This window comes from Kosakonia sp. H02, from assembly GCA_030704225.1.
Lineage (GTDB): Bacteria > Pseudomonadota > Gammaproteobacteria > Enterobacterales > Enterobacteriaceae > Kosakonia.
Genome location: CP131915.1, coordinates 3724216 through 3747020, shown reverse-complemented (window position 1 = coordinate 3747020; position 22805 = coordinate 3724216). Strand labels below are relative to the sequence as shown.

Sequence of the window (22805 nt, the reverse complement as noted above, 5' to 3'; positions counted from 1 at the left end):
CATGCGCGGTATTTCTCTTAGCGATCTGTGGATGATTATCAGCGCCCTGCGCTGGACGTTGATCCTCGCGCTCAGCACCTTTGCCTGCGGCGCGGTCATTGGTCTGCTGATTGCCACCGCCCGCTCGTCGCATCAGCGCTGGATCCGTACCGTCGCCTGGTGCTATGTCGAACTGATTCAGGGCATTCCGCTGCTCGGTTTGCTGTTTTTACTCTTCTTCGGCGTGCCGATGCTCACCGGCGTGGAAGTCAGTTCTTTCATGGCCGCGCTGACGGCGTTTTCCCTGTCTGCGGGCGCATTTCTCGGTGAAATCTGGCGCGGCAGCATTGCCGCAGTGCCAAAAGGGCAGTGGGAAGCGTCGCTGTCGCTGGGCATCACTCGCGGGCAGATGCTGCGCAATGTCATCTGGCCGCAGGCGTTTCGCCTGGCGCTGCCGCCTACGGTCGGTTTCTCGGTGCAACTGATTAAAAACACCTCGCTGGCGGCGCTGGTGGGCTTTGTCGAGCTGACACGCTCCGGGCAAATCGTCAGCGGCTCAACGTTACAGCCGTTGGTTATCTACCTGCTGGTGGCGCTGTGCTATTTCGCGCTCTGTTTCCCGCTGGCACGACTCTCATTACAACTGGAGGCCCGATTCCATGGCGCTGGTCGTTATTAATTCCCTGAAGAAAAGTTTTGGCCACAACGAAGTGCTGCGCGGCATTAACGCCACCATCGAGCGCGGCGACATCGTGTCGATTATTGGCAAGAGCGGCTCCGGCAAAAGCACGCTGCTGCGCTGTATTAACGGGCTGGAAAAGCCCGATAGCGGCACCATCCACGTCGGCGGTTTACCGGTCGGCGGAACGCCTGCCGAGCTGCAAAAACTGCGGCAGAACGTCGGCATGGTGTTCCAGAGCTTTAACCTTTTCCCCCATTTAACAGCGGCTGAAAACGTCACGCTGGCACCCATCCTGACGCGGCGGATCAGCAAAGCCGATGCCCCGGCAATGGCAAAACGGTTACTGGAGCAGGTCGGGCTTGGGCAAAAGTGCGACGCTTTTCCCTCCTCCCTTTCCGGCGGTCAGCAGCAACGTGTGGCGATTGCCCGCGCGCTGGCGATGTCGCCGGAAGTGATGCTGTTTGATGAAGCTACCTCAGCGCTCGACCCTGAACTGGTCGGCGAAGTGCTGCGCGTAATGGAAGATTTAGCCAGTCAGGGAATGACGATGATTGCCGTCACCCATGAAATGGCTTTCGCCCGCAAAGTTTCCAGTAACGTCGTCTTTATGCACCAGGGCGAAGTCTGGGAAAGCGGGCCGCCGGCCGAGATTTTTGGTGCGCCGCGCACCGCAGAATTACAACGATTTATTCAAACCCCAGCCTGATAACACCGGAGATTTTGCATGAAAATTATCAAGAAAATTGCACTTCTCGCCTTTTGCGCGCTGCCGTTACTGGCGCAGGCGAATTCCCTGGATGACATCAAATCGCGCGGCGTTCTGCGTGTCGCAACCACGGTAGATGCCGCGCCCTGGGGTTACACCGATGCGTCCGGCAAACCAACGGGCCTTGATGTGGAACTGGCGCAGAAACTGGCACAAGAGATGGGCGTGAAATTGCAACTGCAACAGGTCACCGGCGCGAACCGCATCCCTTACCTGATGTCGCGTAAAGTGGATGTGCTGATTGCCGCCCTCGGCTCCAGCCCGGAGCGCGCCAAACAGGTGGCCTTCTCCAAACCCTATGCGGCGGTTTACCTGGGCGTTTATGGCAATGACAGCGTGAAAAAAGTCGACAAGCTGAGCGAACTGGGCAAAGCAGCGATCGCGGTGCCAAAAGGCTCCACGCCGGATCTGACCCTGAGCGAGCTTTACCCGCAGGGTAACTATCTGCGCCTGGAAGATACCGCCTCGGCGGTGAGCGCGTTTCTCGCCGGGCAAGCGCCGATGTTTGCCGAAAACAACCTGATTGCCCAGAAAGTCTCGCAGGAAAACCCTGCTAAACATATCGAACTGAAATACCTGCTGCGCAAAAGCCCTGCCTATATCGCCGTGCGCCCGGGCCAGCCGGAACTGATGGCGGCGATTAACCAGTTTATCGACAAGAGCACCAAAGATGGCGAGCTGCCTGCGCTGCGCCAGAAGTGGTTTAACGATGAACAAAACGACCTGGCAACGGAGCAGTAATTATGTCGACTGTTTTTACCAGCATCGATTTCAACCGTCCCGGTAAACAGGTGGGCTTTGCCCACTTGCCGCTTTCCGCCCACAACGATGCGTGGGGAACGATCGCCATGCCCGTGGCGGTGATCGCCAACGGCGAGGGGCCAACTTTGCTGATCACCGGGGCTATCCACGGTGATGAGTACGAAGGGCCCATTATTATTAATGAGCTGATCCGCAACCTCACTGCTGAACAGGTGCGCGGGCGCATTATTCTGCTGCCCTGCGCCAATACGCCCGCGCTGCGTGCCTCCATGCGCGTGAGCCCGCTGGACAATAAAAACCTGGCCCGCGTTTTCCCCGGTAACCCGTGGGGAACGCCAACCGAGCAGATTGCCGCCTGGATCCATGACGCCATTTTCCCGCTGTGTGATTTCTACCTTGATCTGCACAGCGGCGGCAGTTCGCTGTTTATTGAAGAGAGCGCGCAGGTGGTGGTCACTGAAGAACTCAGCCCGCAAGTGCGCGAGCAGAGTGAAGCGATGGCCCGCGCTTTTGCGGCCACATTAACGGTGGTGACCAACAATATGGGCGATCCGCGCACCAGTTGCGGCGCGGCGGCCAATCTGGGCATTCCGGCGATTGCCGCTGAAATGGGCTGGAATGGCAGCATCTCTCCGCGCGGTGTGAAACGCACCCGTGCGGCGGTCGAGCGCGTACTGAATCATCTGGGATTGATCCGCTCTGAGCCGGTGGCGGCGGAGTTTTCGCAACAGGTCTTTATTCCGCCAGGTGGCAACCTGCTGTCGCCAGGCGATGGCTGGTTCGAGCCGGTTGTCGATATTGGCGATGAGGTAAAAGCTGGCGATTTGGCGGGGTGGTTGCACCGTCTGTCTGAACCAGAAGCTGTGCCGCAGGCGGTGCATTTCGCCATTGGCGGGCGCATTTACTCCCAGCGTACCTTCGGCGCAACCGCGCAGGGCAATAGCCTGGCGGTGCTGGTACACCATTTACCCGTGGAGGAACAGGCATGAACCCTGACATCACTGCAAACGATTATCTCGCGGCGTTAGATCGCGTTCGCCCGTGGGTGCGTAAAACGCCGCTGGTGGAAGCGGCACCCTGGCAACCGGTGGAGGGAATTGAGCTGCGCTTCAAAGCCGAATCTTGCCAGGTGACCGGTTCCTTTAAAGCGCGCGGGGCGTTTAACCGCGTGTTGAACCTGCCGCCCGAGGTGCGCGAACAGGGGCTGGCAACCGCCTCAGGCGGTAACTTTGGCGCGGCCGTGGCCTATGTCGGCCAGCAACTGGCGCTACCGGCGGATATTTTTGTGATGAACACCAGCACCGAACTGACCCGTCAGCGGATTGAAAGCTACGGCGCAAAACTGACGGTTGAAGGGGATTTCTGGGATCAAAGCTGGGACGCCGCAGGCGCACGCATCCAGCAAACCGGCGGCGCTTTACTGCACCCGTATGCCGATCGTGATGTGATCATCGGCCAGGGCACCATGGCACTGGAGATCCTGGAGCAGTGGCCGGACGTCGACACGCTGGTGGTGTCAATTGGCGGCGGCGGGCTGATCGCAGGTGTGGCGCAGGCGGCAAAACTGCTGAAACCGGGCATTCGCATTATTGGTGTTGAAGCCGCTGGCTGCCCGATGATGTGGACCTGCCGCCAACAGCAGCAGATAGTCAAACTGGAGGCGGTTAAAACCATCGTGCCGATCCTCGCCGCGCGCTCGACAGAGGCGATCAACTTTGCGTTAGTCGAGCAATATGTCGATGAGATTGTGCTGGTGGCGGAAGATCAGGTCGAAGCTTCTGCCCGCGAAGTGTGGGCGGCAACCGGGCTTGCGATCGAGCTGGGTGCGGCAACGGCGGTGGCTGCCGTCACGCGTCAACTCTTCACCATGAAACCGGACGAGAAAATCGCCGTTGTGCTGTGCGGTAGCGGCACCAACGGCATTTAACGACTCATCACTCTGGTTTAAACAACGCAACCGCTTTGCCCGTGATGTAGCGTCGGCGCAACCACGCCGATGCTGCATCCATCAGCATCACCACCGCTACCAGAATCAGGGTGATAAACATCACCACATCCCAGTTCCACAGACGCATATTTTCCGCATAAATAAGGCCGATCCCGCCCGCGCCGACAAAGCCGAGCACCGCCGCCGAGCGGGTGTTGGATTCAACCTGATACAGGCTAAGGGCGAGGAAGGTCGGGAAAGATTGGGTAAAGGTGCTGAAGCGGTGTTTTTGCAGACCGCTTGCGCCCACGGCAGTTAACCCGCGCGCCGGGGAGCGATCCACCGCTTCGTGGCTTTCTGCATACAGGCGACCGAGCAGGCCGGTGTCCTGCATGATGATCGCCAGCACCCCGGCAAGCGGCCCGAGGCCGACGGCGCGCACGAAAATCAGCCCCCAGATAGCCATATCAATCCCGCGCAGAATATCGAACAGGCGGCGCACCAGAAACGCGAACGCGCCAGCCAGCCCGCCGCGCATAATGTTGCGCGCGGCAAAGAACGACAGCAGCAGCGCGAACACGGTGGCGGTGAGCGTCCCGGCAAAGACAATCGCCAGCGTAATGCCAATCTGCGTGAAATAGTAAGCAAACGGCCAGTTGAGAAAATCATGCCAGACAAACATGCGCAGAACATAGCGGCCAATCTGCTGCATGCCGCTGAGTGCCTGATCGAGCGGAATGCCGAACTGCATAAAAAACCACAGGTAATAGAGCACCAACGCCAGCGCGACCAGCGCCACGCGGCGCAAATAGCGCCCCTGGGCCTGGAACAGGTTTTTGTTGAGCTTACGGCTCAGGGCGACGTTCGGTACGGTTTGCCAGTTGCTCATTTTTTCCCCTCCACCACCCACTGGCGCAATCGGCCAGACAGGGTATCGAGCGCGGATACCACAATGATAATCAGCAGGAGCGTGATGCTGACCTGATCGTAGCGGTCGAGTTTAATGTTGGTCATCAGCTCCTGGCCGATACCGCCTGCGCCCACCAGACCGAGAATGGTTGAGGAGCGAAAGTTAATCTCAAGGCGCATAAAGCCGTAGGAGAGAAAAATGGGTTTCACTTGCGGCCAGAGTGCAAAACGGATGCGTTGCAGATGCGTCGCTCCGCAGGCGGCCAGCCCGCGCACCGGCCTGTCTGGCGCACTTTCGACGGCTTCATAAAACAGCTTGGTCAGGCTGCCGACGGTGTGCAGCGCCAGCGCCAGAAAACCGGGAATAGCCCCAATGCCAAACGCCATGACAAAAATCACCGCCCAGGCCAGCTCCGGCATGGTGCGCAAAAACGCCACCAGTGCGCGAATGGCAAACCGCAGCGCAGGTGGTGACCAGGTATTGCCCGCCGCCAGAAAAGCCAGCACCGTGGCGATGCCAAAAGAGAACAGGGTGGCGGCGAGCGCCAGTTGCAGGGTTTCCCAAATCAGCGGCAACTGAATAGGCAAGCGGTAACCCCAATAAGCCAGCGAACCTTTGGTGTGGCTGTCGGCAAATAACTGCGCCCAGTGCAGCGTCGGCACCGTTTCCAGCATGTAATCAAGGAAGTTGGGCAGCGAATGCCAGATGGTAAAAAGGTTAAATTCCGCTGCGTTTCCAGCGGCGAAATAGAGTGCCAGTAACACCAGCGACCAGGTGACGGTATCGCGTTTCTGGCGCAGGCGGATCTGTTGGTAGTAGTGCTCAAACTGCGTATTCGACATGCTCATGGGTTGAAAAAGCATCCTGGATGACAAGCGAATAAGTGCCCCCGGTGTTTCCCGGGGGCGAGAGGATTAACGGGCGGTAACCAGTTCGCGTTTCATCTCAATAATCTGTTTGAAATCGTCAACGCTGCCGGGGCCGATATGCTGCGTGCCGCCCATCGCTTTCACGAAGCAGGCGTGGTTGTCGGTATCGAGCTTTTTCACTGCCGTTATCACTTTGGCTTTAAAGTCTGCGGGCAAATTATTGCTCACCAGGATCGGGCCATTGGGGATCAGCGGCGATTCCCAGATAATGCGGATCTGCTTCATCAGATCCGGGTGATCCATACGAATCAGGCGGTTAAATGCGCCCGTGGTGTAGCCAGTGTTGTAATCACCGACCATCGAGGCCCAGGTCACCGCGCCCGCGAACTGACCGTTCAGCACGCCGAGAATGTCCTGCTCGTGACCACCGGAGAAGGTGACGCTGGAGAAGAAGTTATTGTATTTGTTGTCCGCGTTGCCGCCGAACTTCTCTTTAAAGGCGTAGTTCGGGATCAGGTAACCGGAGGTGGAGTCCGGGTCGGCGAAACCAAAGGCTTTGCCTTTCAGATCTTCCAGTTTTTTGTACGGGCTGTCGGCTTTCACAATCACCACCGAGTGGTAACCGCGCGACTGGTCTTTGTCATCCACGGCGATGCCGACAACATCCACCGCTTTTGGGTTGTTGATATAGACCGACGCGTACGAGGAAGGCGACATGCTCAGCACCACGTCCACTTTGCCACCCAACAGACCCTGAATAACGCCCGAGTAGTCAGATGAGTTACGCAGTTTGGTATCAACGCTCAGTTCTTTATCGAGAAACTCTTTCACACACTGGTTATCGCCAATTTGCTGCGTGGCGTTTTGCCCACCCAAAATCCCCAGGTTTAACTCCTTCGGTTGCTCTGCGGCAGCGGCCTGCCATGCCAGCAAAAGTGTTGCCATCAATGCCGATAAACGTAATGCGCCAGAAAGTTGCTTTTTCATTGTCATTGCCTGTGTCGTCTTGTTTGAAGGATTTAGTGCACCTGGCCAATCTCATCGCCATACAGCGCCTGTAAAACGTCCTGCGTGAGGCGGGAAGGGTGATCGTCAAAAATAATCTGTCCCTGAGAAACGCCGATAACCCGCGTGCAGTACTCTTTGACCAGCTCAACAGAGTGCAGATTCACCATCACGCTGATGCCCTGCTGGCTCACTTCGCGCAGCACGCCCATGATGCGCGAGGTGTTTTTCGGATCCAGCGAGGCGACCGGTTCGTCTGCCAGTAATAGCGCCGGGTTCTGGATCAGCGCCCGGCAGATTGCCACGCGCTGCATCTGCCCGCCGGAGAGGGTTTCCGCGCGCTGCAAAGCATGAGGCAGCATGTTCAGCCACTCGAGCAGCGCAATGGCTTTCGCCCGGTCTTCATCGGTGAAGATGTTAAACAAGGATTTCAGCGTCGACGTCTGGCTCAGCCTGCCGAGCAACACGTTGGTCAGCACATCCAGGCGCGGCACCAGGCAGAAGTCCTGAAAAATCATCCCGCACTGGCTGCGCCACTGATTGAGCGCGCGGCCTTTCAGGCGCGACACATCGCGCGGCGAGCCGACGTCGGGGAAGCTTAAGATTTCGCCAGACGTGGCGCTGTGTGTCCCGTTCAGCACATGCAGCAGGGTCGATTTCCCTGCGCCCGAGCGGCCAATGACGCCAACCATTTCCCCGCGATGCAGGTCAAAATTGATGTCGTGCAGCACGGTCTGATGGGCGTTGTAGGCTTTGCGCAGGTTCTTCACGCTCAGCACTTTTTGCGCCGTCACGGTGTTTAATTGCGGCAGAGACGAATAGCGGTCTTCTGAAAGCTCTGCAAATGCGCGGTTCATAAGTCATCCGTTTTTTCATTAACTGGCGACCATTAAGGGGACCGGGGATGATCGTTTTATGACGGTAAGACGAACAAATAATGAACGCGCGGGGTCGGGCTAAATTCCTGAATAAACATGTGCGTATTTATTTCAGGAAGGAAGGTATGGAATGATGCAGTGCTCAGCAGGAGGCTGATGACCGCATTATTAAAGGACTGAATAACGATGAAGGAACGCATTTCTGTACACTTTCCCGCAGCCGATAACCTGCTTTTTTGGCAATTGACAGGCCGTGAAGCGCTCTCGGAACCTTTTGTTTTTAACCTGACGCTGCTTAGTGATGATGCTCGTCTTGATCGCAGTAAGCTGCTCGGACAATCCGTGACCGTCACTGTACCAGTGCAAAATCTGACAACACCACGCTACCTTAACGGCAAGGTAACCAGAGCAGGTGTCCGCCCGGTAGAACTCTCCGGTACACGTTATGTCGCCTATACCCTGACTGTGGAGTCCGATCTCTGGCCGATGAAACGTGACCGTAATATGCGGATTTTTCAGGGGCAGACGGTGCCGGAAATTGTCAAAACGCTGTTCAGTGAATATCAGGTGAATGTTGATGACAGGCTGACGGGAAGCTATCGCGTCTGGGATTACTGTGTTCAGTATCAGGAAAGCAGCCTGGATTTTGTCAGCCGTCTGCTGGAGCTGGAAGGGATTGCTTACCACTTCCATCATCAGGCAGACAGCCATCAGTTGGTATTGACCGACACGGGCTCAACACGCCAGGCATTCCCGGGCTATGAAACCATCCCTTACCATGCAACAACATCGGGTGGCGTAACCGGTGAGGAGGGTATTAGTCAGTGGGCGATGGAAGACAGCGTAACTCCCGGCAAATTAAGCCTTGAAGATTACGATTTTCGTCAGCCTAATGCGTGGCTTTTTCAGGCGCGGCAAAACCCCTCCTCACCGAAGCCGGGCGATATTGATGTCTACGAATGGCCCGGTCGGTTTAATGACCACAGTTACGGGGAAAAGTATGCCCGTATCCGGCAGGAACGCTGGCAGGTCGATCATCAACATATCGCGGGGTCGGCAACTGCAACCGGTATTGCTCCAGGCTGTGTATTTCAGTTAAGCCGTGCGCCCTTTGCTGGGGATAACGGTGAATATCTGGTGATTACCACTGAATATGACTTCCGGGAAAATCAGTACGTCTCAGGCAATGCGGGTGAAGCTATGCACCGTATCGAATTCTCTGTTATTCCCTCCTCAACGCCATATCGTCCCGAAGTGAAAACGCCGTGGCCGCGCACCTATGGCCCGCAAACAGCAAAGGTGGTGGGGCCACAAGGTGAGAGTATCTGGACCGATCGCTACGGTAGGGTGAAAGTGAAGTTTCACTGGGATCGGCTGGCAAAAGGTGACGATACCAGCTCCTGCTGGGTGCGTGTTTCCAGCGCCTGGGCCGGGCAAGGATTTGGCGGGGTGCAGATCCCCCGTATTGGTGACGAAGTGGTGGTCGATTTTATCAACGGCGACCCGGATCGCCCGATCATTACCGGGCGCGTGTATAACGAATCCAGTATGCCGCCATGGGCGCTTCCTGCCGCCGCAACGGTGATGGGCTTTATGACGCGCAGCAAAGATGGCAATAAAGACAATTCAAGCTATCTATTTTTTGAGGATAAACCCGGCAGCGAAGCAGTTAATCTGCATTCTGAAAAGGATATGACTGTCTCAGTGGAAAACAACCAGACAGTGAATATTGATGGACATCGTCATAGCACCATCAAAAAGACTCAGACTGATAGCGTGACGGAAGATGCGACATTTGATTACCACGCAAAGCGCACCACAACAGTTACGAAAGCCGAAACTAAAACGTTCAACGACAGTGAAACCACGACCATTCAGCATGGTCGTACGCTTAACATCACCAGCGGTGGCGATAACGTTATTATTCATGATGGCCGCACTATAGATGTGACCGGCAACGAATCGCACCACGTTACCGGTACGATGACGCAGAATTTCGACAACGCGCTTGTCAGTACCATTAAGGCCGGGAAAACCGAGACCATTGATGGGGGTGTGACAATAAACGTGAACAGCGGCAACTGGATCCAGGATGTCAAAGCAGGGACGATTACCCTCACCAGCCCGCAGACAATCACACTTCATAGTGATGTGGCGATTGATCTTAATGCGCCTAAGTCAACGTATACTGTTGCTGGTCATAAAGAAGCGGTGACGGGGCTCAGCCTTAGCATGACTGGCGTATCACAGAGCCTGATTATGGCTGCGTTCGATGCAAAGATGTTATCGATTGGATGGGCACAAACTGCGGTTTCTCGCAACGTCATCTCAATTAGTCATAAGACCTTTGAGGATAAAAATACCCCCGCTAAGGTTAGCAGGATAGGTGCTTTAATTGCTTCAGGTGGACTGCATTGGAGTTCCAAAGCATTGACGCTTTTTGTTTAAAGAGGAAATGAAAGCATGGATTTTAACTGGAGATACATAGCTTATATTGTTATGGCATTATTTGGCGTCAGGCTTCTGATAAGTGCTGGCTCTTCAATAATCCCCGTTATCAAGCAGAGCTTTATGGAAAACGATGTGATGAAAGAAGGGGTTGGTGTAAATGCCGATATTGTAGCCAGAAGCCAGACTGATAAATTTGATGCAAATCTTCCGGTTTATAGACTGACATTTAAATTTTCAATTCCAGAGGGAAGACAAATTGAGTCAAGTCTCAATCTGCCATTGAATGCAGAAGAGGTGATGCGCTATGCCCCCGGAAATGGGATTTCATTGAAATATGATCCTAAAGATCCCAAACGAATTGCTTTGTATGACAAACCATTAATTTTAGGTGATTAGATTAACCTTACTGACTCATTAGCGCGGCTGGAATAAACCCCGCCGCGCTTTTGTTTATTTCTCTTCCCCAGGTTCTTGCCTGAATTGGATAAAATGCCGCGATTTCATAGGGAAATTGCAGGTTTCTCTTTTTAAATCACACCCATGTCACAAAACCCGCAAAAAAGAACCCGCCGCGTTGCAACGGGTGGCTGAAGCGCTATATGTTAAATTTGTGTTTAAAAAATGAGACCAAGGGGTTTGTTCATGGATAAGAAAATAACAGTTCTGGCCGGTGTGCTGGCGATGCTCTTTTCCAGTGCCGCACTGGCCGCAGTCCCTCAGGGCTACCCGGCGGATTATCAAAAAATCGTCGACGCCGGCACCAAAGAGGGCAAAGTAGTTATCTACTCCACCACCGACACTAAAGCTGCTGGCCCACTGATTAAAGGTTTTGAAGCGCAATATCCGGGCATCAAAGTTGAATATAACGATATGAACAGTACCGAACTGTATAACCGTTATCTCAGCGAACAGGCTTCCGGCGGCGGCAGCGGCGATGTGGTCTGGAGCTCGTCGATGGATACCGCGCTGAAGCTGGCAACAGACTATGCCGATGAATACGCTTCGCCGGAGCAGAGCAAATTACCCAAATGGGCGGTGTGGCAAAACAAAGCCTATGGCACCACCTATGAACCGGTTGTCTTTATCTATAACAAACGCCTGATCCCGCAAAGCGATGTGCCGGACTCCCACACCGCGCTGGCAAAACTCATCGCCAGCCAGACCGATAAATTCAAAAATAAAGTCACCACTTACGATATCGAAAAATCGGGGCTCGGTTTTATGCTGGCCGTTGAAGACAGCAAACACGATAAAGACTATTTCACCCATCTGGCCGATATCGCCAAAGGCGGGCTGACGGTGCAATCTTCCACTGGCACCATGATGGAGCGCGTCTCCTCTGGCGAAAACCTGATTGGTTACAACATCCTGGGCTCTTATGCCGAAGCACGGGCGAAAGGGGATAAATCACTCGGCATCTCCTACCCGAAAGATTATGTGCTGGTGCTGTCGCGCGTCTCCTTTATTAGCGCCGAAGCCGAACACAGCAATGCAGCAAAATTGTGGTTCGACTATGTGCTGTCGGAAAAAGGGCAAAGCATACTCGCAAGCCAGGCGGATATTCCCTCGCTGCGCAATGATATTGAAGGCAACAATGATATCGACGGCATGACCAAATTACTCGGCGATGCGCTAAAACCGATCCCGGTTGATGAATCGCTGCTGGAGTATCTGGAGCCGAAAAAACGTCTTGAATTTATTAAACAGTGGCGCACGGCCGCCGCGAAATAAGATCCCTATCGGTTGTGCGCTAATTTCTTTTTAACGCACAACCTTTTCATGTTTTAAGACCGACCTGATCACAGGGAATCGCTATGAATATCGTGCGCAGAAAATGGCAGGGGTTACCGCGCGGCGTCATTGTCCTTATCACTGCTCTGGTGATTTACGTTCCGCTGTTATTTATCGTCGTACAGAGTTTTCTTTCGGCCCCGTTCTTCTCCCGCACCAAAGAGCTGAGTCTCGAATCCTTCGCCTTTATTTTTACTGACCCGGATTTTTATCTGGCGCTGAAATCCGGCTTTATTCTGGCGTTTGGCCTGGTGTTTATCGCCATTCCGCTTGGCGGTATTCTCGCCTTTTTGATGGTGCGCACCGACTTACCTGGCCGCCGGTTTATTGAGCCGTTGATCCTCGTGCCCATCTTTGTCTCGCCGATGGTGCTGGGGTTTGGCTATGTGGTGTCCGCCGGGCCGGTGGGCTTTTTGTCGCAGTGGGCGCAGCAACTGATCGGCTTCGTGCCGTGGAACATCTATTCGATGTTCAGCATCGTGGTGATTGCCGGGCTGACGCACGTTCCCCACGCGTATCTCTATATCTCCTCGGCGCTGCGCAGTGTCGGGTCGGATGTGGAAGAGGCCGCGCGTACCGTCGGCGCGTCGCCGTTGCAGGTGATGACAGCGGTTAGCCTGCCGATGGTGCGCCCCTCCATTTTGTACGCCTGCGTGCTGCTCTTTTTCCTCGGGCTGGAAGTGTTCGGCCTGATGCTGGTGCTTGGCGATCCCGAAGGCAACATGGTGCTGGCGACCTATCTCTATAAGCTGACCAACAAACTCGGCACGCCGTCTTATCACTTAATGGCCGCCGTGGCGGTGGTGCTTATCTGTATCACTATTCCGCTGGTGATGCTGCAACGCCGCTTGATGCGCACCGCCAACCGCTTTGTCACCATGAAAGGCAAAGCCTCGCAGGCGCGGGCGCTGCCGCTGGGGAAATGGCGCTGGGTGGCTGGTGCGGTGGTGGTCGCCTGGTTGACCGTCACCATTGGCGTGCCGCTGATTGGCGTTGTGCTGCGGGCGTTTATTTCGAACTGGGGCGTTGGCGTTTCACTGTGGGATGAAGTGTCGCTCGATACCTTCCGCAATATCTGGCAGCAGCCTAACTTGCTGCGCGCCATCGTCAACTCAATGGCAATCGGCGTTTTCGGCGGCGCGCTGGCGGTGGTCTGCTATCTGTTTGTTGGCATTGCCATGCACCGCAAGCACGATAACGTTACGCGCTTTCTGGATTACAGCGTGCTGGTTCCCCGCGCGGTACCGGGGCTGCTGGCGGGTCTGGCGTTTTTGTGGGTGTTTCTGTTTTTACCGATGTGGCTCGACCAGTCGCTGAAAAACGGCTGGCTGTCAGGATTACCGGTGGCGGAGTGGCTGCGCGAAAACCTGATTGTCTGGCTGCGATCCCTGCGTAACACCATTTTCAGCGTCTGGCTGGCCTACACCGTGGTGTGGATGGCCTATGGGCTGCGGCTGATTTCCTCCACCTTGTTACAAGTGGGGCCGGAGCTGGAAGAGGCGGCGCGCAGCACGGGCGCAACCGGCGGGCAGGTCACGCGTCACGTGACGATCCCGCTGTCGCGCTATGGCCTGATTGGCTCCTGGCTGCTGATGTTTTTGATTTTTGAGCGCGAGTACTCGACCGGGGTGTACCTGCTCTCGCCCGGGACCGAAACCATCGGCTCGATGCTGGTGTCGCTGTGGGCGGCGGGGGCGATTGATATTGTCGCGGCCCTCTCGTTTATCAATATTCTGCTGGTGGTCATTGGTCTTGGTGTGGCCCTGCGCTTTGGAGTGAAATTACATGATTGAGCTATCGGTAGAGAACCTGCACCTGACGTACGGCGACAATCCGGTGTTAAAAGGCGTATCCATGGATCTGAAGCGCGGCGAAGTGGTGTCACTGCTTGGCCCGTCCGGCAGCGGCAAAACCACGTTGCTGCGCGCAGTCGCCGGGCTGGAAAAACCGACCCAGGGGCGCATTACCATTGGTAACAACGTGGTCTATGACGGCACACCGCGCAGCGAAGTCCCGGCAGAAGAGCGCAACCTCGGGCTGGTGTTTCAGTCCTATGCGTTGTGGCCGCATAAAACCGTGTTCGAGAACGTCGCGTACCCGCTGAAGCTGCGCAAAGTCTCTTCGTCGGAAATCACCCAACGGGTGCAAACGGTGCTCGACCAGCTTGGCCTTGGGGCACTCGGCAAGCGCCATCCGCACCAGCTTTCCGGCGGCCAGCAACAGCGCGTGGCAATTGGCCGGGCGCTGGTCTACAACCCGCCGGTTATCCTGCTTGATGAACCACTCTCTAACCTTGATGCCAAGCTGCGCGAAGAGGCGCGGGTGTTCCTGCGCGAGCTTATCGTCAAACTCGGTTTGTCGGCGTTGATGGTCACCCACGACCAGAACGAAGCGATGGCGATTTCCGATCGCATCCTGCTGCTCAATAACGGTGTGATTGAACAGCAGGGCACGCCGCAGGAGATGTACAGCAAGCCTTCAACGCTGTTTACCGCTGAGTTTATGGGCAGCAACAACCGCCTGCATGGCAAGGTGAGCGAGGTGGTTAACGGCAAAGCGCGCATCGAAGGCGCGCAGTGGTCGCTGTGGGGGATCGCCGGTCCCGGCGTGAGCGTCGGGCAGGAAGCTACCGCGGTGATCCGCGTTGAGAGCCTGCGCCTGGCGGATTCGCCACAGGACAACTCGCTGGAATTGCCCATGCTTACCAGCATGTATCTGGGCGATCGTTGGGAATACCTGTTTCGCACGCCGGTCGATGACTATGTGGTGCGCGTCTACGGCACGCAGCAGCGCGGCGAGCAGAACTACCGCGTGGTGCTGCCCGCCGAGCAGCTATGGATCTTCCCGAAAAAGGGGTGATCAGGGCAGGGAAACCCAGCGGTAACCGAGCACAATAGTCAGCAGCACAATCGTGCCGATGGCGGCGAGATGCCCTAACAGATCCGCCACGCTGATATGCGTTGGATGGCATAGCGACAACAGCGTCAGCGCCATACAAGCGACACCCGCGCCCGCTGCGCCCAGGCTGCGGGCGGGAAACAGCGTGCGTGTGCGGCGCAGATAACCCACCACAATCGCCGCCATCGGTACGCTGACCACCAGCATAAACAGGTAGCAGTTTGGCCCTTCAACGCCGCCCGCCGCAAATGTGTGATGCAAATGCAGATTGACCAGCGTGCTGGCGAGCCAGACGCTCACCAGCGGCATAAACCAGCGCCAGCCGAGCGGACGCCGCCCGGCAATGCTCAGCAAAAACGCATTGCGAATCGCCAGCGTGCCGGTGGCAAAGGTCAGCAGCAGTTGAGCCATGACCCACGGCGCGCCGGACTGCGACCAGTCGGTCAGCGCTCTGTTAAGCCATAAACTGGCGACGATCCCGCATGGTAACGCGACGGCGAGCCAGCTTACGACACGCCAGCCCGGTTGCCACGGGCGTTTGACCGGTTCAACAGAACGGCTCAATTTTTCAATTAACAACTCATGATCGGCCATGATGCGCTCCTAACCGACGAAGATTACTCAATGCGCGGTGCAGCAGCGACTTAACGGCGGAAACCGTTAAATTGTTGCGCGTCGCGGTCTCTGCAAGGCTCATTTCCCGCAGGTGGACATGTTCGATAACCTGGCGCTGGCGCGCCGGAAGCTGATTCAGCAGATGGGATAACTCATCCTGCGGCGGTTCTGCACCAGCGCTGAAAAGGGGGTCATCACCCTGAACAGCGTCCACTTCCCGCTGCTGGTGGCGACCGCGCTTGCGCAGGGCATCCACCGCACGGGCATGGGTAATCGCCATTAACCACGGCAAAAAAGGTGCGGCGGGATCGTAGGTGTGGCGAACCCGGTGCAGCGTAAGCAGCACATCCTGAATGACATCTTCTATCAGCACGTCATCGGCAATCTGCTTACGCGCAAGCGAGCGAATGACCGGCACCAGCGCTTTAAGCAGCCGCGTGTAGGCCTGGCTGTCGCCCGCCTGGGCTTGCGCCATCAGTTGCGGCCATTCGTCCCGCGCTGTTTCTCGTTTTGCCATCGTCCGCCTTCAGGTTTTTTTGCCACTGGCCTGCGTCAATGCGTTAACCACAATCGACGGCGTGAGCACCTGGGGTAAAATTTTCGGCGCACTGCCATCCGCCGGGTAGACCACATACAGCGGCAGGCTGCCCTGGCCCAGTTCGCTGAGCGCATCATCAATATCGGCGTTAAATTTTGTCGAATCGGCCACCATATAGAGCGTGCCGGTTTTCGCCAGCGCGGTTTTCACCGCCTGGGTGGAGAGCGATGTTTTCTCATTTACCTGACAGGTGATGCACCAGGAGGCGGTGAAATTAACAAAAATCGCTTTACCGTGGCCGCGATTGTCGGCGACCGTTTGCGGCGACCATTTCATCTCTTCAATATTGTTTGACGCCAGCGCGGATGAACTTTTCACCGCCGAGGGCAGCGGCACAATGGCGGCGAGCAGCAGCGCCGCGGTGACGGCGAACAGCGCTTTATACCCGCGTCCGGCGAAACGGCGCTGTTGCGCCATGCCGTACAGCCAGACGGCAAAACTCACCACCACCGACGCGGCAAGCATCGCCGCCAGCGCGGTCGTTCCCGCCTGCTGCGCCAGTACCCACACCAGCCAGCCGAATGCACCAAACATCGGGAAGGCCAGCCCGCGTTTTAACGTGTTCATCCACGCGCCGGGACGCGGCAGCCATTTACCGAGCGCCGGAAAGAGCGAAATCAGGCTAAACGGCGCGGCAAAGCCGAGCGCGAGGGCGAAGAAAATCGCCAGCGCCACGGCGGGCGGCTGCACCAGCGCGTAGCCAATCGCGCCCGCCATAAACGGGGCGGCGCAGGGCGTGGCAACAATAATCGACAACGCACCGGTCAGCGCCGCGCGGGTAAATGCGCCGCGCTCCACGGTAATTTCACCGGCCCGCTGCACCGAAAGCCCGACTTCAAACACGCCGAGCAAATTAAGCGTGGCGGCCAGCACCACCAGCGCGAGCGCGGCGATAACCACGGGCGACTGGAGCTGAAACCCCCAGCCAACAGCGGTTCCTCCGGCGCGTAGCGCCAGTAAGATCCCGGCGAGAACCAGCATGGTCGCGACGGTGCCCAGTAAAAAGCCGAGACCCTCTTTGCGGGTTTGCGCCGGGTTTTGCGTATGGCGCAGCAAACCCAGCGCTTTTAACGAAACTATCGGAAACACGCAGGGCATAAAGTTGAGAATAATGCCGCCTGTGAAGGCGGCGAGCATGGCGGTTAACATAACGATTCTCTGGCAGAAAGGGGTGAGTTACGAATGGGATTTCGCATACTGTTTCACCGCGTCCATCGTTTTCTGGATATGCGTTTCCGGGTTTCTGTCAGTGTAGCTCAGCAGGATTTTACCGTCCGGCGCGATAACGTAAGAGGTGCGGTCAGAGAGGGTTTTGCCGTTCATCTGCATGATGCTGTCGTACTGCGCCGCCACTTTTGCACCGGGATCGGCGGTGACGGTGAATTTATCGCGGCACTCCAGTTTGGAAAACTCATCCACCTGATCGGTGTTACCCGCGGTGACGCCAACCACCGTCGCGCCCAGTTTTTTGAAATCATCCGTCGCTTCGGCAAAGGCATGGGCTTCAATAGTGCAGCCTTTGCTGAACGCTGCCGGGAAGAAGTAGAGCACCACCGGGCCTTTTTGCAGCGCCTGCTGTAAAGAGAAGGTTAGCGGTTTACCGGCGAGCGCGCCCTGCAACTGAAAATCGGGGGCCTGCGAACCGGTGGGCAGAGCGGCTTGTGCCGTGGCGATGTTAAGTAATGCGATGGCAGAGAAGCTCAAAAGCAGTTTTTTTATCGGGGACATGTTGCGCTCCTGTGGAGTTAAGTTTTTTCTCGCTCATCAACAGTTCGTTGCTGAGTGCGCAAAAGTTTCGCCCGGCATAAAAAAAGATGAATATTCTCAATAGCCGCCAGGTCAGATGCAGATAATCGTAAGATTTTTCTTATCTGCTATATTTAATCTTATTCCCACCGATGTTTATTTTTCTCTCTGGCCACGCTTTTTAATCATGGTAAAAACCAATGGTTTATTACTCTACGGTCCAAAAGGGGAGCCTGCTGCGCCGTTATAATCGGCTGCTTTCCAGATACAGTACGCACCGGCATGAGCTATCGCTCGCACAAATTGCCGACACGTTAGCCTGCACTTCGCGCTACGCGCGATCGCTATTACATGAGATGCAGGAGCAAGGATGGTTAATCTGGCGCTCTCGTCCTGGTCGCGGCGTGCTTGGGGTTCTGCAATGCCAGATGAGCGTTTCGGCGCTGGAAAATCTGCTTAGCAGTGGTGACGCGCCCTCCACAGAAGTGAAAAATGCGCCCGTGAAGGAGTCAGCCTTTTATTCCAGCGATGGTTTTCGCTACTTTATCTCTTTCTATCGCCCGCTTCAGGCTCCGGTTCCCTCTATTCATATCGACCGGGCCGGACGCCATATTCTGCAAATGGTTCACGCCGGGTTGACGCGCCATATTCCCGAACAGGTCGAACCGATTCCAGGGTTGGCGCATACCATTCGCGTCAGTGATGATGGGTTAAGCTGGCATTTTATGCTACGCCGTGGTCTGGTCTGGCATAACGGTGAACCGCTGGAGCCTGCGCAATTAAAGGTGGTATTACAGCGCCATGCGGGCGGCCCTGGCCTGCCGCATGTGGTGAATGTCATCCAGCAAGATTATGTCCTGATCCTGCACCTGCGCCAGCCGGATGTGATGCTGCGCTACCGGCTTGCCAGCCCGGTGTATGCCCTTGCGCACCCGGAAAATGGCATCATCGGCCTGGGACCCTTTCAGCTCCGTAGCCATTCTGATGTGCAAATGACCCTGACGCGCGCGCCTGGCTGGTACGGTGAAACGCCACAAGCCAGTGAAATTGTCTATGAGACGCCTCTGGCAGCGGCCCCGCTCCCGGCAGTGGTACGGCTGGATACGCCGCGTTCGTTATTGACCACCGAAGCCGTTACCACCCACGATAACGCCGACGCGTTTTATTACCTCTCTTTTAATTATCTGCGCGGGCGGGTCAACCTGGCGCAGCAGTCGGTTATTCGCCTGATTACTCTTTCACTCAGCCGTGCACTGGCGGAACGGGAAGAGACGCTCGCGCCGTTACCGGAGTGGCTACAGCCCGAAAAAGAACCCTCGACCCAGGCACTGCTGCCCGGCACGCTGAATATTGCCTATTTTCGTTCCACCGAGATGAAAAAGCTGGTCGATGAGCTGGCAAAAAGCCTGCGTTATCGCGGCTGTACGGTAAATATGAAGCCGATAAGTGTCACGCACTGGCTACTGCCGGATGAGAGCTGGGAAGAGCAGGATCTCTGCCTGGGGTTTTTGCGCCTTGAACAACACGAAGCATTCAGCCTGGAAGAGCGTTATCGCCACAGCGTGATGTGGCCCTGGTTTTGGGGGCAGCCAACCTGGTCGCGCGGTTTGCGGCTGCTGGATCATATCAATGCGGGGCCGGCATCCAGATACAGCCAGCGCGTTAAGCGCATGATGCGCTACGTCAGCGCGCATCGCTGGATTGTGCCGTTGTTTGCCCAGCGTTACCGTCTGGTGACGCCAGCCTGTATTCATAACGTTTTTTGCTTTCCGCAAAGCTGGCCGGACTTTACGCGTATCTGGACGGATGAACGCCAGGAAGAGGGAGGAACAACCCTTAACACAGAATAATGCCGAGGGTTTTGTCTTGTGGCGTAAAAAAGAGAACGGCTAGCGTTCTTTTATCTGCGTGCTTTAAGCCATAAGAAACGAGGTTTATATCAGGGAGGGGGCGCAGGCTGTTTTTTTTAAATAATCTTTTTCTTAACGTGTTTTATTATCAGGGCGGTGTTTTTTTGTTTTTAGTTTTCAATAGACTGAAAAATAAGCAAAAAAAAGCCACCCGAAGGTGGCAATCGAAATAGTGGTTTTACATCACATATGACAACTAACGTACTGTTAGATTTCACAGTAATATAGTTCAGTCACCGACCTTCTCGTCATAAGGCAACTGAAAAAATAGGCCTTTAATCGAGAGGGATATAAAGCACAACATCAGTCAGAATTACCGGTAATACGTCTTGCTGTAGTGCATGGGCGCATTCTCTCTGTTTTCTTTTGCTCCGTAAATAGCCATTTTTCGCGCAATATGTATACAAACCGACGCAATCAATTCGCTGTTTATTGTGTGCCAATTATTTGCTCTGACCACTTCGTACGGCGCAGCATTTTTAACCGGAAAAAAAGGATCAAAATCAGCGCTTTTGCGTTTTAATGCGATATGCATCACAAATCCTCGCCTGCTTTTTGAAATACTTTGAAACATTTTAGTTAGGATAAATCCTGAAGGCATGATTCTGTGCGGGTTTGCGCGCAAAACGGCACTAAAAGGTATGAAGAAGAAATGTGCAAAAAGAGCGCAGAGGAAAATGCTAAGAGAGAAGCGAACCGGGAACGTGAGAAGGCCAGCTTACTCAGGTTCCCGTTTTGTGCAGGCGCGTTGCTTGCGGGGTGAGGGGTGAGGCGGCGATGTTACACAGAGATGCGATAGACATTACCGGAACCATCATTACTGGGGTTGCCGCTTTGCCCATAGAGTTGCGCACTGGAGGTTGCCCGGTTAACAACTTGCTTAACCTCATTGACCTTCTTCATATGCATCTCCAGCAGTTGATAACTCTTCTGGTTCAGCTCGCCCGATTTTCTCACTACGCGCGTGATGTTGTTCCATAGTGCTGCGAGTTTCGGTTTTTGCGAATAGGGCGAAGCAATGCGGTGCTGCTTCTCCTCTTGCTTACGCTGCTCGTCATAGAAGTTAATGGCCGCCAGTAAACGGCTTTTATTATCCGAGATAATTTGCAGCGAAATCGGGTTTATCTGCGCGCGGCTTAACTGGCTAATCTCTTCCGCCAGCGTGCCTTCAAGCTCTTCCAGCAAGCTGTACAGCTTGTTCAAAATTACGGGTAAATTTTCCATCTTTAACTATTCGTCAGGATTATGAGAATCGAAAGATGTCGCGAACCAGCGCGTTGGCGATTGAATCGCTATCCAGCGTCAGTTCGCCGGCATCCATCTTCGCTTTAATTTCAGCAAGCCGTGCGGTATCGACATCACGGCTGCCGTCGGTTTTGAATTGCTGTGTCAATTGGCTGAGTTTGACCTGGGTTCCGGCATCTTTGCTTTCGATGTCGCTGGTTTTGCCCATATCATCATTTTTAGCGCGCGGCTCGCCCTGCTGCTGCGTGGTCGCCTGAATAGCTCGTGCCTGACTGGTGCGTTCAATGTTCATAGTTGTCCTGGTGATATCTGCATTACGGTGGCTCTGTAATAAAGATATCGGCCCAGGCAAATAAAACTGAAATCAGTTGTCCAGGTTAATGCTCACCGTTCCTTCCGCCACCACCGTCGCGGTCACCACTCGTCCGGTTCGCGTCCGTATTCTGACGCTCTCATCTTGCGCGGCGTTATCCAGCGCTTTTCCCTTCGCATGAATTAAAAAACCGTCACCCGGCGCGACAATTTCAACGTCCCGGTTGGCTACCACCGCCCAGCGGCGACGAAGCTGATTGTCTGACAGCGGCTGGCCGGGGCGGATGATGCGCGTTGGCGTGCTGCCGATAATTTTCCTGACATCGAGCAGCAGCCCGGCGGGGAGTTTATCCAGTTCGCCGGTTACCGCCTGAATATCCCCTTCGCGGACAACCTGCCCCGGCGTAAGCGTATGCGCCGCAATCCAGTACTGGCCAGTCGCACTCACCTTGATTTGAATAAATTGCTGCTTGTTCCCGCATTTGGCAATGACGCTACGGTTTCCCGTCAGGCGCACCGGATGGCCGGAAAGGCGCAAATCCGGCGCGGGACATAACCCGGCGAGCTTTGCTTGCGGTGTCACAATGCGGATATGCAATGTCGGTTGGTTTTCCTGCGCGTCGTTATCCGCTGCCAGCAAATTCGCAATGCGGGTTTGCAGCGGCGCGCTATCCGGCTCTGCGGCCTGCGCCAGTGAAAGCAACGCGCAGCAGAGCACCAGGAAAAGACAGAACGGCCTGAAAAGAGAGTGCGGCATTTCTTAAACAACCTTATTAATAAAATAAAGGAAAGCAGGTATCGCGATTTCTTTAATTGTAATTCAGACGGGCAATTTGTTTATCAGATAAATGCGCGCACTTTTGACGCCAATTTGCAGCTTTGGTGTTTCAGAGTATGTGAAAAAGAGGGGTTTGGTTATTGTCAGTAGTGATGAACTAATTAAATGAGCTTATTTCTGGCGGATTTTTACGGTATAGATTTATTAGGTTGTCTCTTAGACTATGTCCCGTAATCAATTAATGAGCCAGGCGAGTCATTTCATGTTTGATAAACTTGATAATGAATTGCGTTTCCAGCAGCAGGCATTAAGCCTGATGTCGCGGCGACAGGATATTTTAGCCTCCAATATCGCGAATGCCGACACGCCGGGTTACCAGGCGCGAGACATTGATTTTTCAAAAGAATTGAAAAAAGCGATGACGCAGGAAACGCGAAACAATAATCCATTAACATTAGCTCTAACATCCGGGAAACATATTCCCGGCGTGGTACCAAAAATGGACGATCAACAATTACTTTATCGTATTCCGGATCAGCCAAGCGCTGACGGTAATACGGTGGATATGGATCGTGAACGCGTTAATTTCGCAGATAACAACGTTAAGTATCAAACGAGCTTAACCATCCTCGGCGCTCAAATTAAAGGTTTGATGGGCGTCATTAACCAGGGTTAATAATTTT

At 55.0% G+C, this 22805-nt stretch carries 24 protein-coding genes; 12 read left to right on the top strand and 12 right to left on the bottom strand.

Annotated features, from left to right (window positions below; translation table 11 throughout):
* Position 1 precedes the first annotated feature (1 nt).
* Genes Q5705_17565 through Q5705_17545 form a run of 5 tightly spaced genes read left to right on the top strand, consistent with a single transcriptional unit; the run spans position 2 to position 4116 of the window.
* Positions 2-658, top strand: coding sequence for an amino acid ABC transporter permease (locus tag Q5705_17565; protein ID WLI76370.1), 657 nt, complete (start codon positions 2-4; stop codon positions 656-658).
* Complete coding sequence (locus Q5705_17560) at positions 639-1367, top strand: amino acid ABC transporter ATP-binding protein (GenBank protein ID WLI76369.1); 729 nt, start codon at positions 639-641, stop codon at positions 1365-1367. Before Q5705_17565 ends, Q5705_17560 begins: the two co-directional genes overlap by 20 nt.
* An 18-nt stretch (positions 1368-1385) precedes the next feature.
* Positions 1386-2168, top strand: coding sequence for a transporter substrate-binding domain-containing protein (locus tag Q5705_17555; GenBank protein WLI76368.1), 783 nt, complete (start codon positions 1386-1388; stop codon positions 2166-2168).
* A 2-nt stretch (positions 2169-2170) separates the two neighbouring features.
* Complete coding sequence (locus Q5705_17550) at positions 2171-3178, top strand: succinylglutamate desuccinylase/aspartoacylase family protein (GenBank protein ID WLI76367.1); 1008 nt, start codon at positions 2171-2173, stop codon at positions 3176-3178.
* Positions 3175-4116 carry a pyridoxal-phosphate dependent enzyme gene (locus tag Q5705_17545; GenBank protein ID WLI76366.1) on the top strand — a complete coding sequence of 314 codons (942 nt, stop codon included), beginning with the start codon at positions 3175-3177 and terminating at the stop codon, positions 4114-4116. Before Q5705_17550 ends, Q5705_17545 begins: the two co-directional genes overlap by 4 nt.
* Before the next feature lie 7 nt (positions 4117-4123).
* Here Q5705_17545 and phnE (Q5705_17540) read toward each other — a convergent pair whose 3' ends face one another.
* From phnE (Q5705_17540) to phnC, 4 genes are all read right to left on the bottom strand, one after another.
* Positions 4124-5005 carry a phosphonate ABC transporter, permease protein PhnE gene (phnE, locus tag Q5705_17540; GenBank protein ID WLI76365.1) on the bottom strand — a complete coding sequence of 294 codons (882 nt, stop codon included), beginning with the start codon at positions 5003-5005 and terminating at the stop codon, positions 4124-4126.
* Positions 5002-5874 (bottom strand): phosphonate ABC transporter, permease protein PhnE, encoded by an 873-nt coding sequence (gene phnE, locus Q5705_17535; protein WLI76364.1) that lies wholly within the window; start codon positions 5872-5874, stop codon positions 5002-5004. Before phnE (Q5705_17535) ends, phnE (Q5705_17540) begins: the two co-directional genes overlap by 4 nt.
* A 66-nt stretch (positions 5875-5940) precedes the next feature.
* Complete coding sequence (phnD, locus tag Q5705_17530) at positions 5941-6882, bottom strand: phosphonate ABC transporter substrate-binding protein (protein WLI76363.1); 942 nt, start codon at positions 6880-6882, stop codon at positions 5941-5943.
* Between the two features lie 32 nt (positions 6883-6914).
* On the bottom strand, positions 6915-7757 hold the full coding sequence (phnC, locus tag Q5705_17525) for a phosphonate ABC transporter ATP-binding protein (GenBank protein ID WLI76362.1): 843 nt from the start codon (positions 7755-7757) through the stop codon (positions 6915-6917).
* A 207-nt stretch (positions 7758-7964) separates the two neighbouring features.
* Here phnC and tssI point away from each other — a divergent pair, with 207 nt between their 5' ends.
* The 5 genes from tssI to Q5705_17500 all read left to right on the top strand — a co-directional run bounded on the left by tssI (position 7965) and on the right by Q5705_17500 (position 14879).
* Positions 7965-10226 carry a type VI secretion system tip protein TssI/VgrG gene (gene tssI, locus Q5705_17520; protein ID WLI76361.1) on the top strand — a complete coding sequence of 754 codons (2262 nt, stop codon included), beginning with the start codon at positions 7965-7967 and terminating at the stop codon, positions 10224-10226.
* Between the two features lie 15 nt (positions 10227-10241).
* Positions 10242-10625 (top strand): DUF3592 domain-containing protein, encoded by a 384-nt coding sequence (locus Q5705_17515; GenBank protein ID WLI76360.1) that lies wholly within the window; start codon positions 10242-10244, stop codon positions 10623-10625.
* A 246-nt stretch (positions 10626-10871) separates the two neighbouring features.
* Positions 10872-11960, top strand: a complete 1089-nt coding sequence (locus Q5705_17510; GenBank protein WLI76359.1) for an ABC transporter substrate-binding protein — start codon at positions 10872-10874, stop codon at positions 11958-11960.
* 83 nt (positions 11961-12043) lie between these two features.
* On the top strand, positions 12044-13813 hold the full coding sequence (locus Q5705_17505) for an iron ABC transporter permease (protein WLI76358.1): 1770 nt from the start codon (positions 12044-12046) through the stop codon (positions 13811-13813).
* A complete protein-coding gene (locus Q5705_17500) occupies positions 13806-14879 on the top strand; it encodes an ABC transporter ATP-binding protein (protein ID WLI76357.1) in 1074 nt (357 codons plus the stop codon). Before Q5705_17505 ends, Q5705_17500 begins: the two co-directional genes overlap by 8 nt.
* Here Q5705_17500 and Q5705_17495 read toward each other — a convergent pair whose 3' ends face one another.
* The 4 genes from Q5705_17495 to Q5705_17480 are packed head-to-tail and all read right to left on the bottom strand — an operon-like array spanning position 14880 to position 17859.
* Entirely contained in the window at positions 14880-15512 is a 633-nt protein-coding gene (locus Q5705_17495) for an NrsF family protein (protein WLI76356.1), read from the bottom strand.
* A complete protein-coding gene (locus Q5705_17490) occupies positions 15499-16050 on the bottom strand; it encodes a sigma-70 family RNA polymerase sigma factor (protein ID WLI76355.1) in 552 nt (183 codons plus the stop codon). Before Q5705_17490 ends, Q5705_17495 begins: the two co-directional genes overlap by 14 nt.
* A gap of 9 nt (positions 16051-16059) precedes the next feature.
* A complete protein-coding gene (locus Q5705_17485; GenBank protein ID WLI76354.1) occupies positions 16060-17280 on the bottom strand; it encodes a cytochrome c biogenesis protein CcdA in 1221 nt (406 codons plus the stop codon).
* 27 nt (positions 17281-17307) lie between these two features.
* Complete coding sequence (locus Q5705_17480; protein WLI76353.1) at positions 17308-17859, bottom strand: peroxiredoxin; 552 nt, start codon at positions 17857-17859, stop codon at positions 17308-17310.
* 218 nt (positions 17860-18077) lie between these two features.
* Here Q5705_17480 and Q5705_17475 point away from each other — a divergent pair, with 218 nt between their 5' ends.
* A complete protein-coding gene (locus Q5705_17475; protein WLI76352.1) occupies positions 18078-19727 on the top strand; it encodes an SgrR family transcriptional regulator in 1650 nt (549 codons plus the stop codon).
* Between the two features lie 373 nt (positions 19728-20100).
* Here the strand turns inward: Q5705_17475 and Q5705_17470 are convergent, their stop codons facing one another.
* The 4 genes from Q5705_17470 to flgA form a co-directional block, all read right to left on the bottom strand.
* On the bottom strand, positions 20101-20322 hold the full coding sequence (locus Q5705_17470) for a hypothetical protein (protein ID WLI76351.1): 222 nt from the start codon (positions 20320-20322) through the stop codon (positions 20101-20103).
* 245 nt (positions 20323-20567) lie between these two features.
* On the bottom strand, positions 20568-21011 hold the full coding sequence (gene flgN / locus Q5705_17465) for a flagellar export chaperone FlgN (GenBank protein WLI76350.1): 444 nt from the start codon (positions 21009-21011) through the stop codon (positions 20568-20570).
* Between the two features lie 19 nt (positions 21012-21030).
* Entirely contained in the window at positions 21031-21324 is a 294-nt protein-coding gene (flgM, locus tag Q5705_17460; protein WLI76349.1) for a flagellar biosynthesis anti-sigma factor FlgM, read from the bottom strand.
* Between the two features lie 72 nt (positions 21325-21396).
* Positions 21397-22101 (bottom strand): flagellar basal body P-ring formation chaperone FlgA, encoded by a 705-nt coding sequence (gene flgA, locus Q5705_17455; GenBank protein WLI76348.1) that lies wholly within the window; start codon positions 22099-22101, stop codon positions 21397-21399.
* A 283-nt stretch (positions 22102-22384) separates the two neighbouring features.
* Here flgA and flgB point away from each other — a divergent pair, with 283 nt between their 5' ends.
* Positions 22385-22798 (top strand): flagellar basal body rod protein FlgB, encoded by a 414-nt coding sequence (gene flgB / locus Q5705_17450; protein ID WLI76347.1) that lies wholly within the window; start codon positions 22385-22387, stop codon positions 22796-22798.
* Positions 22799-22805 lie beyond the last annotated feature (7 nt).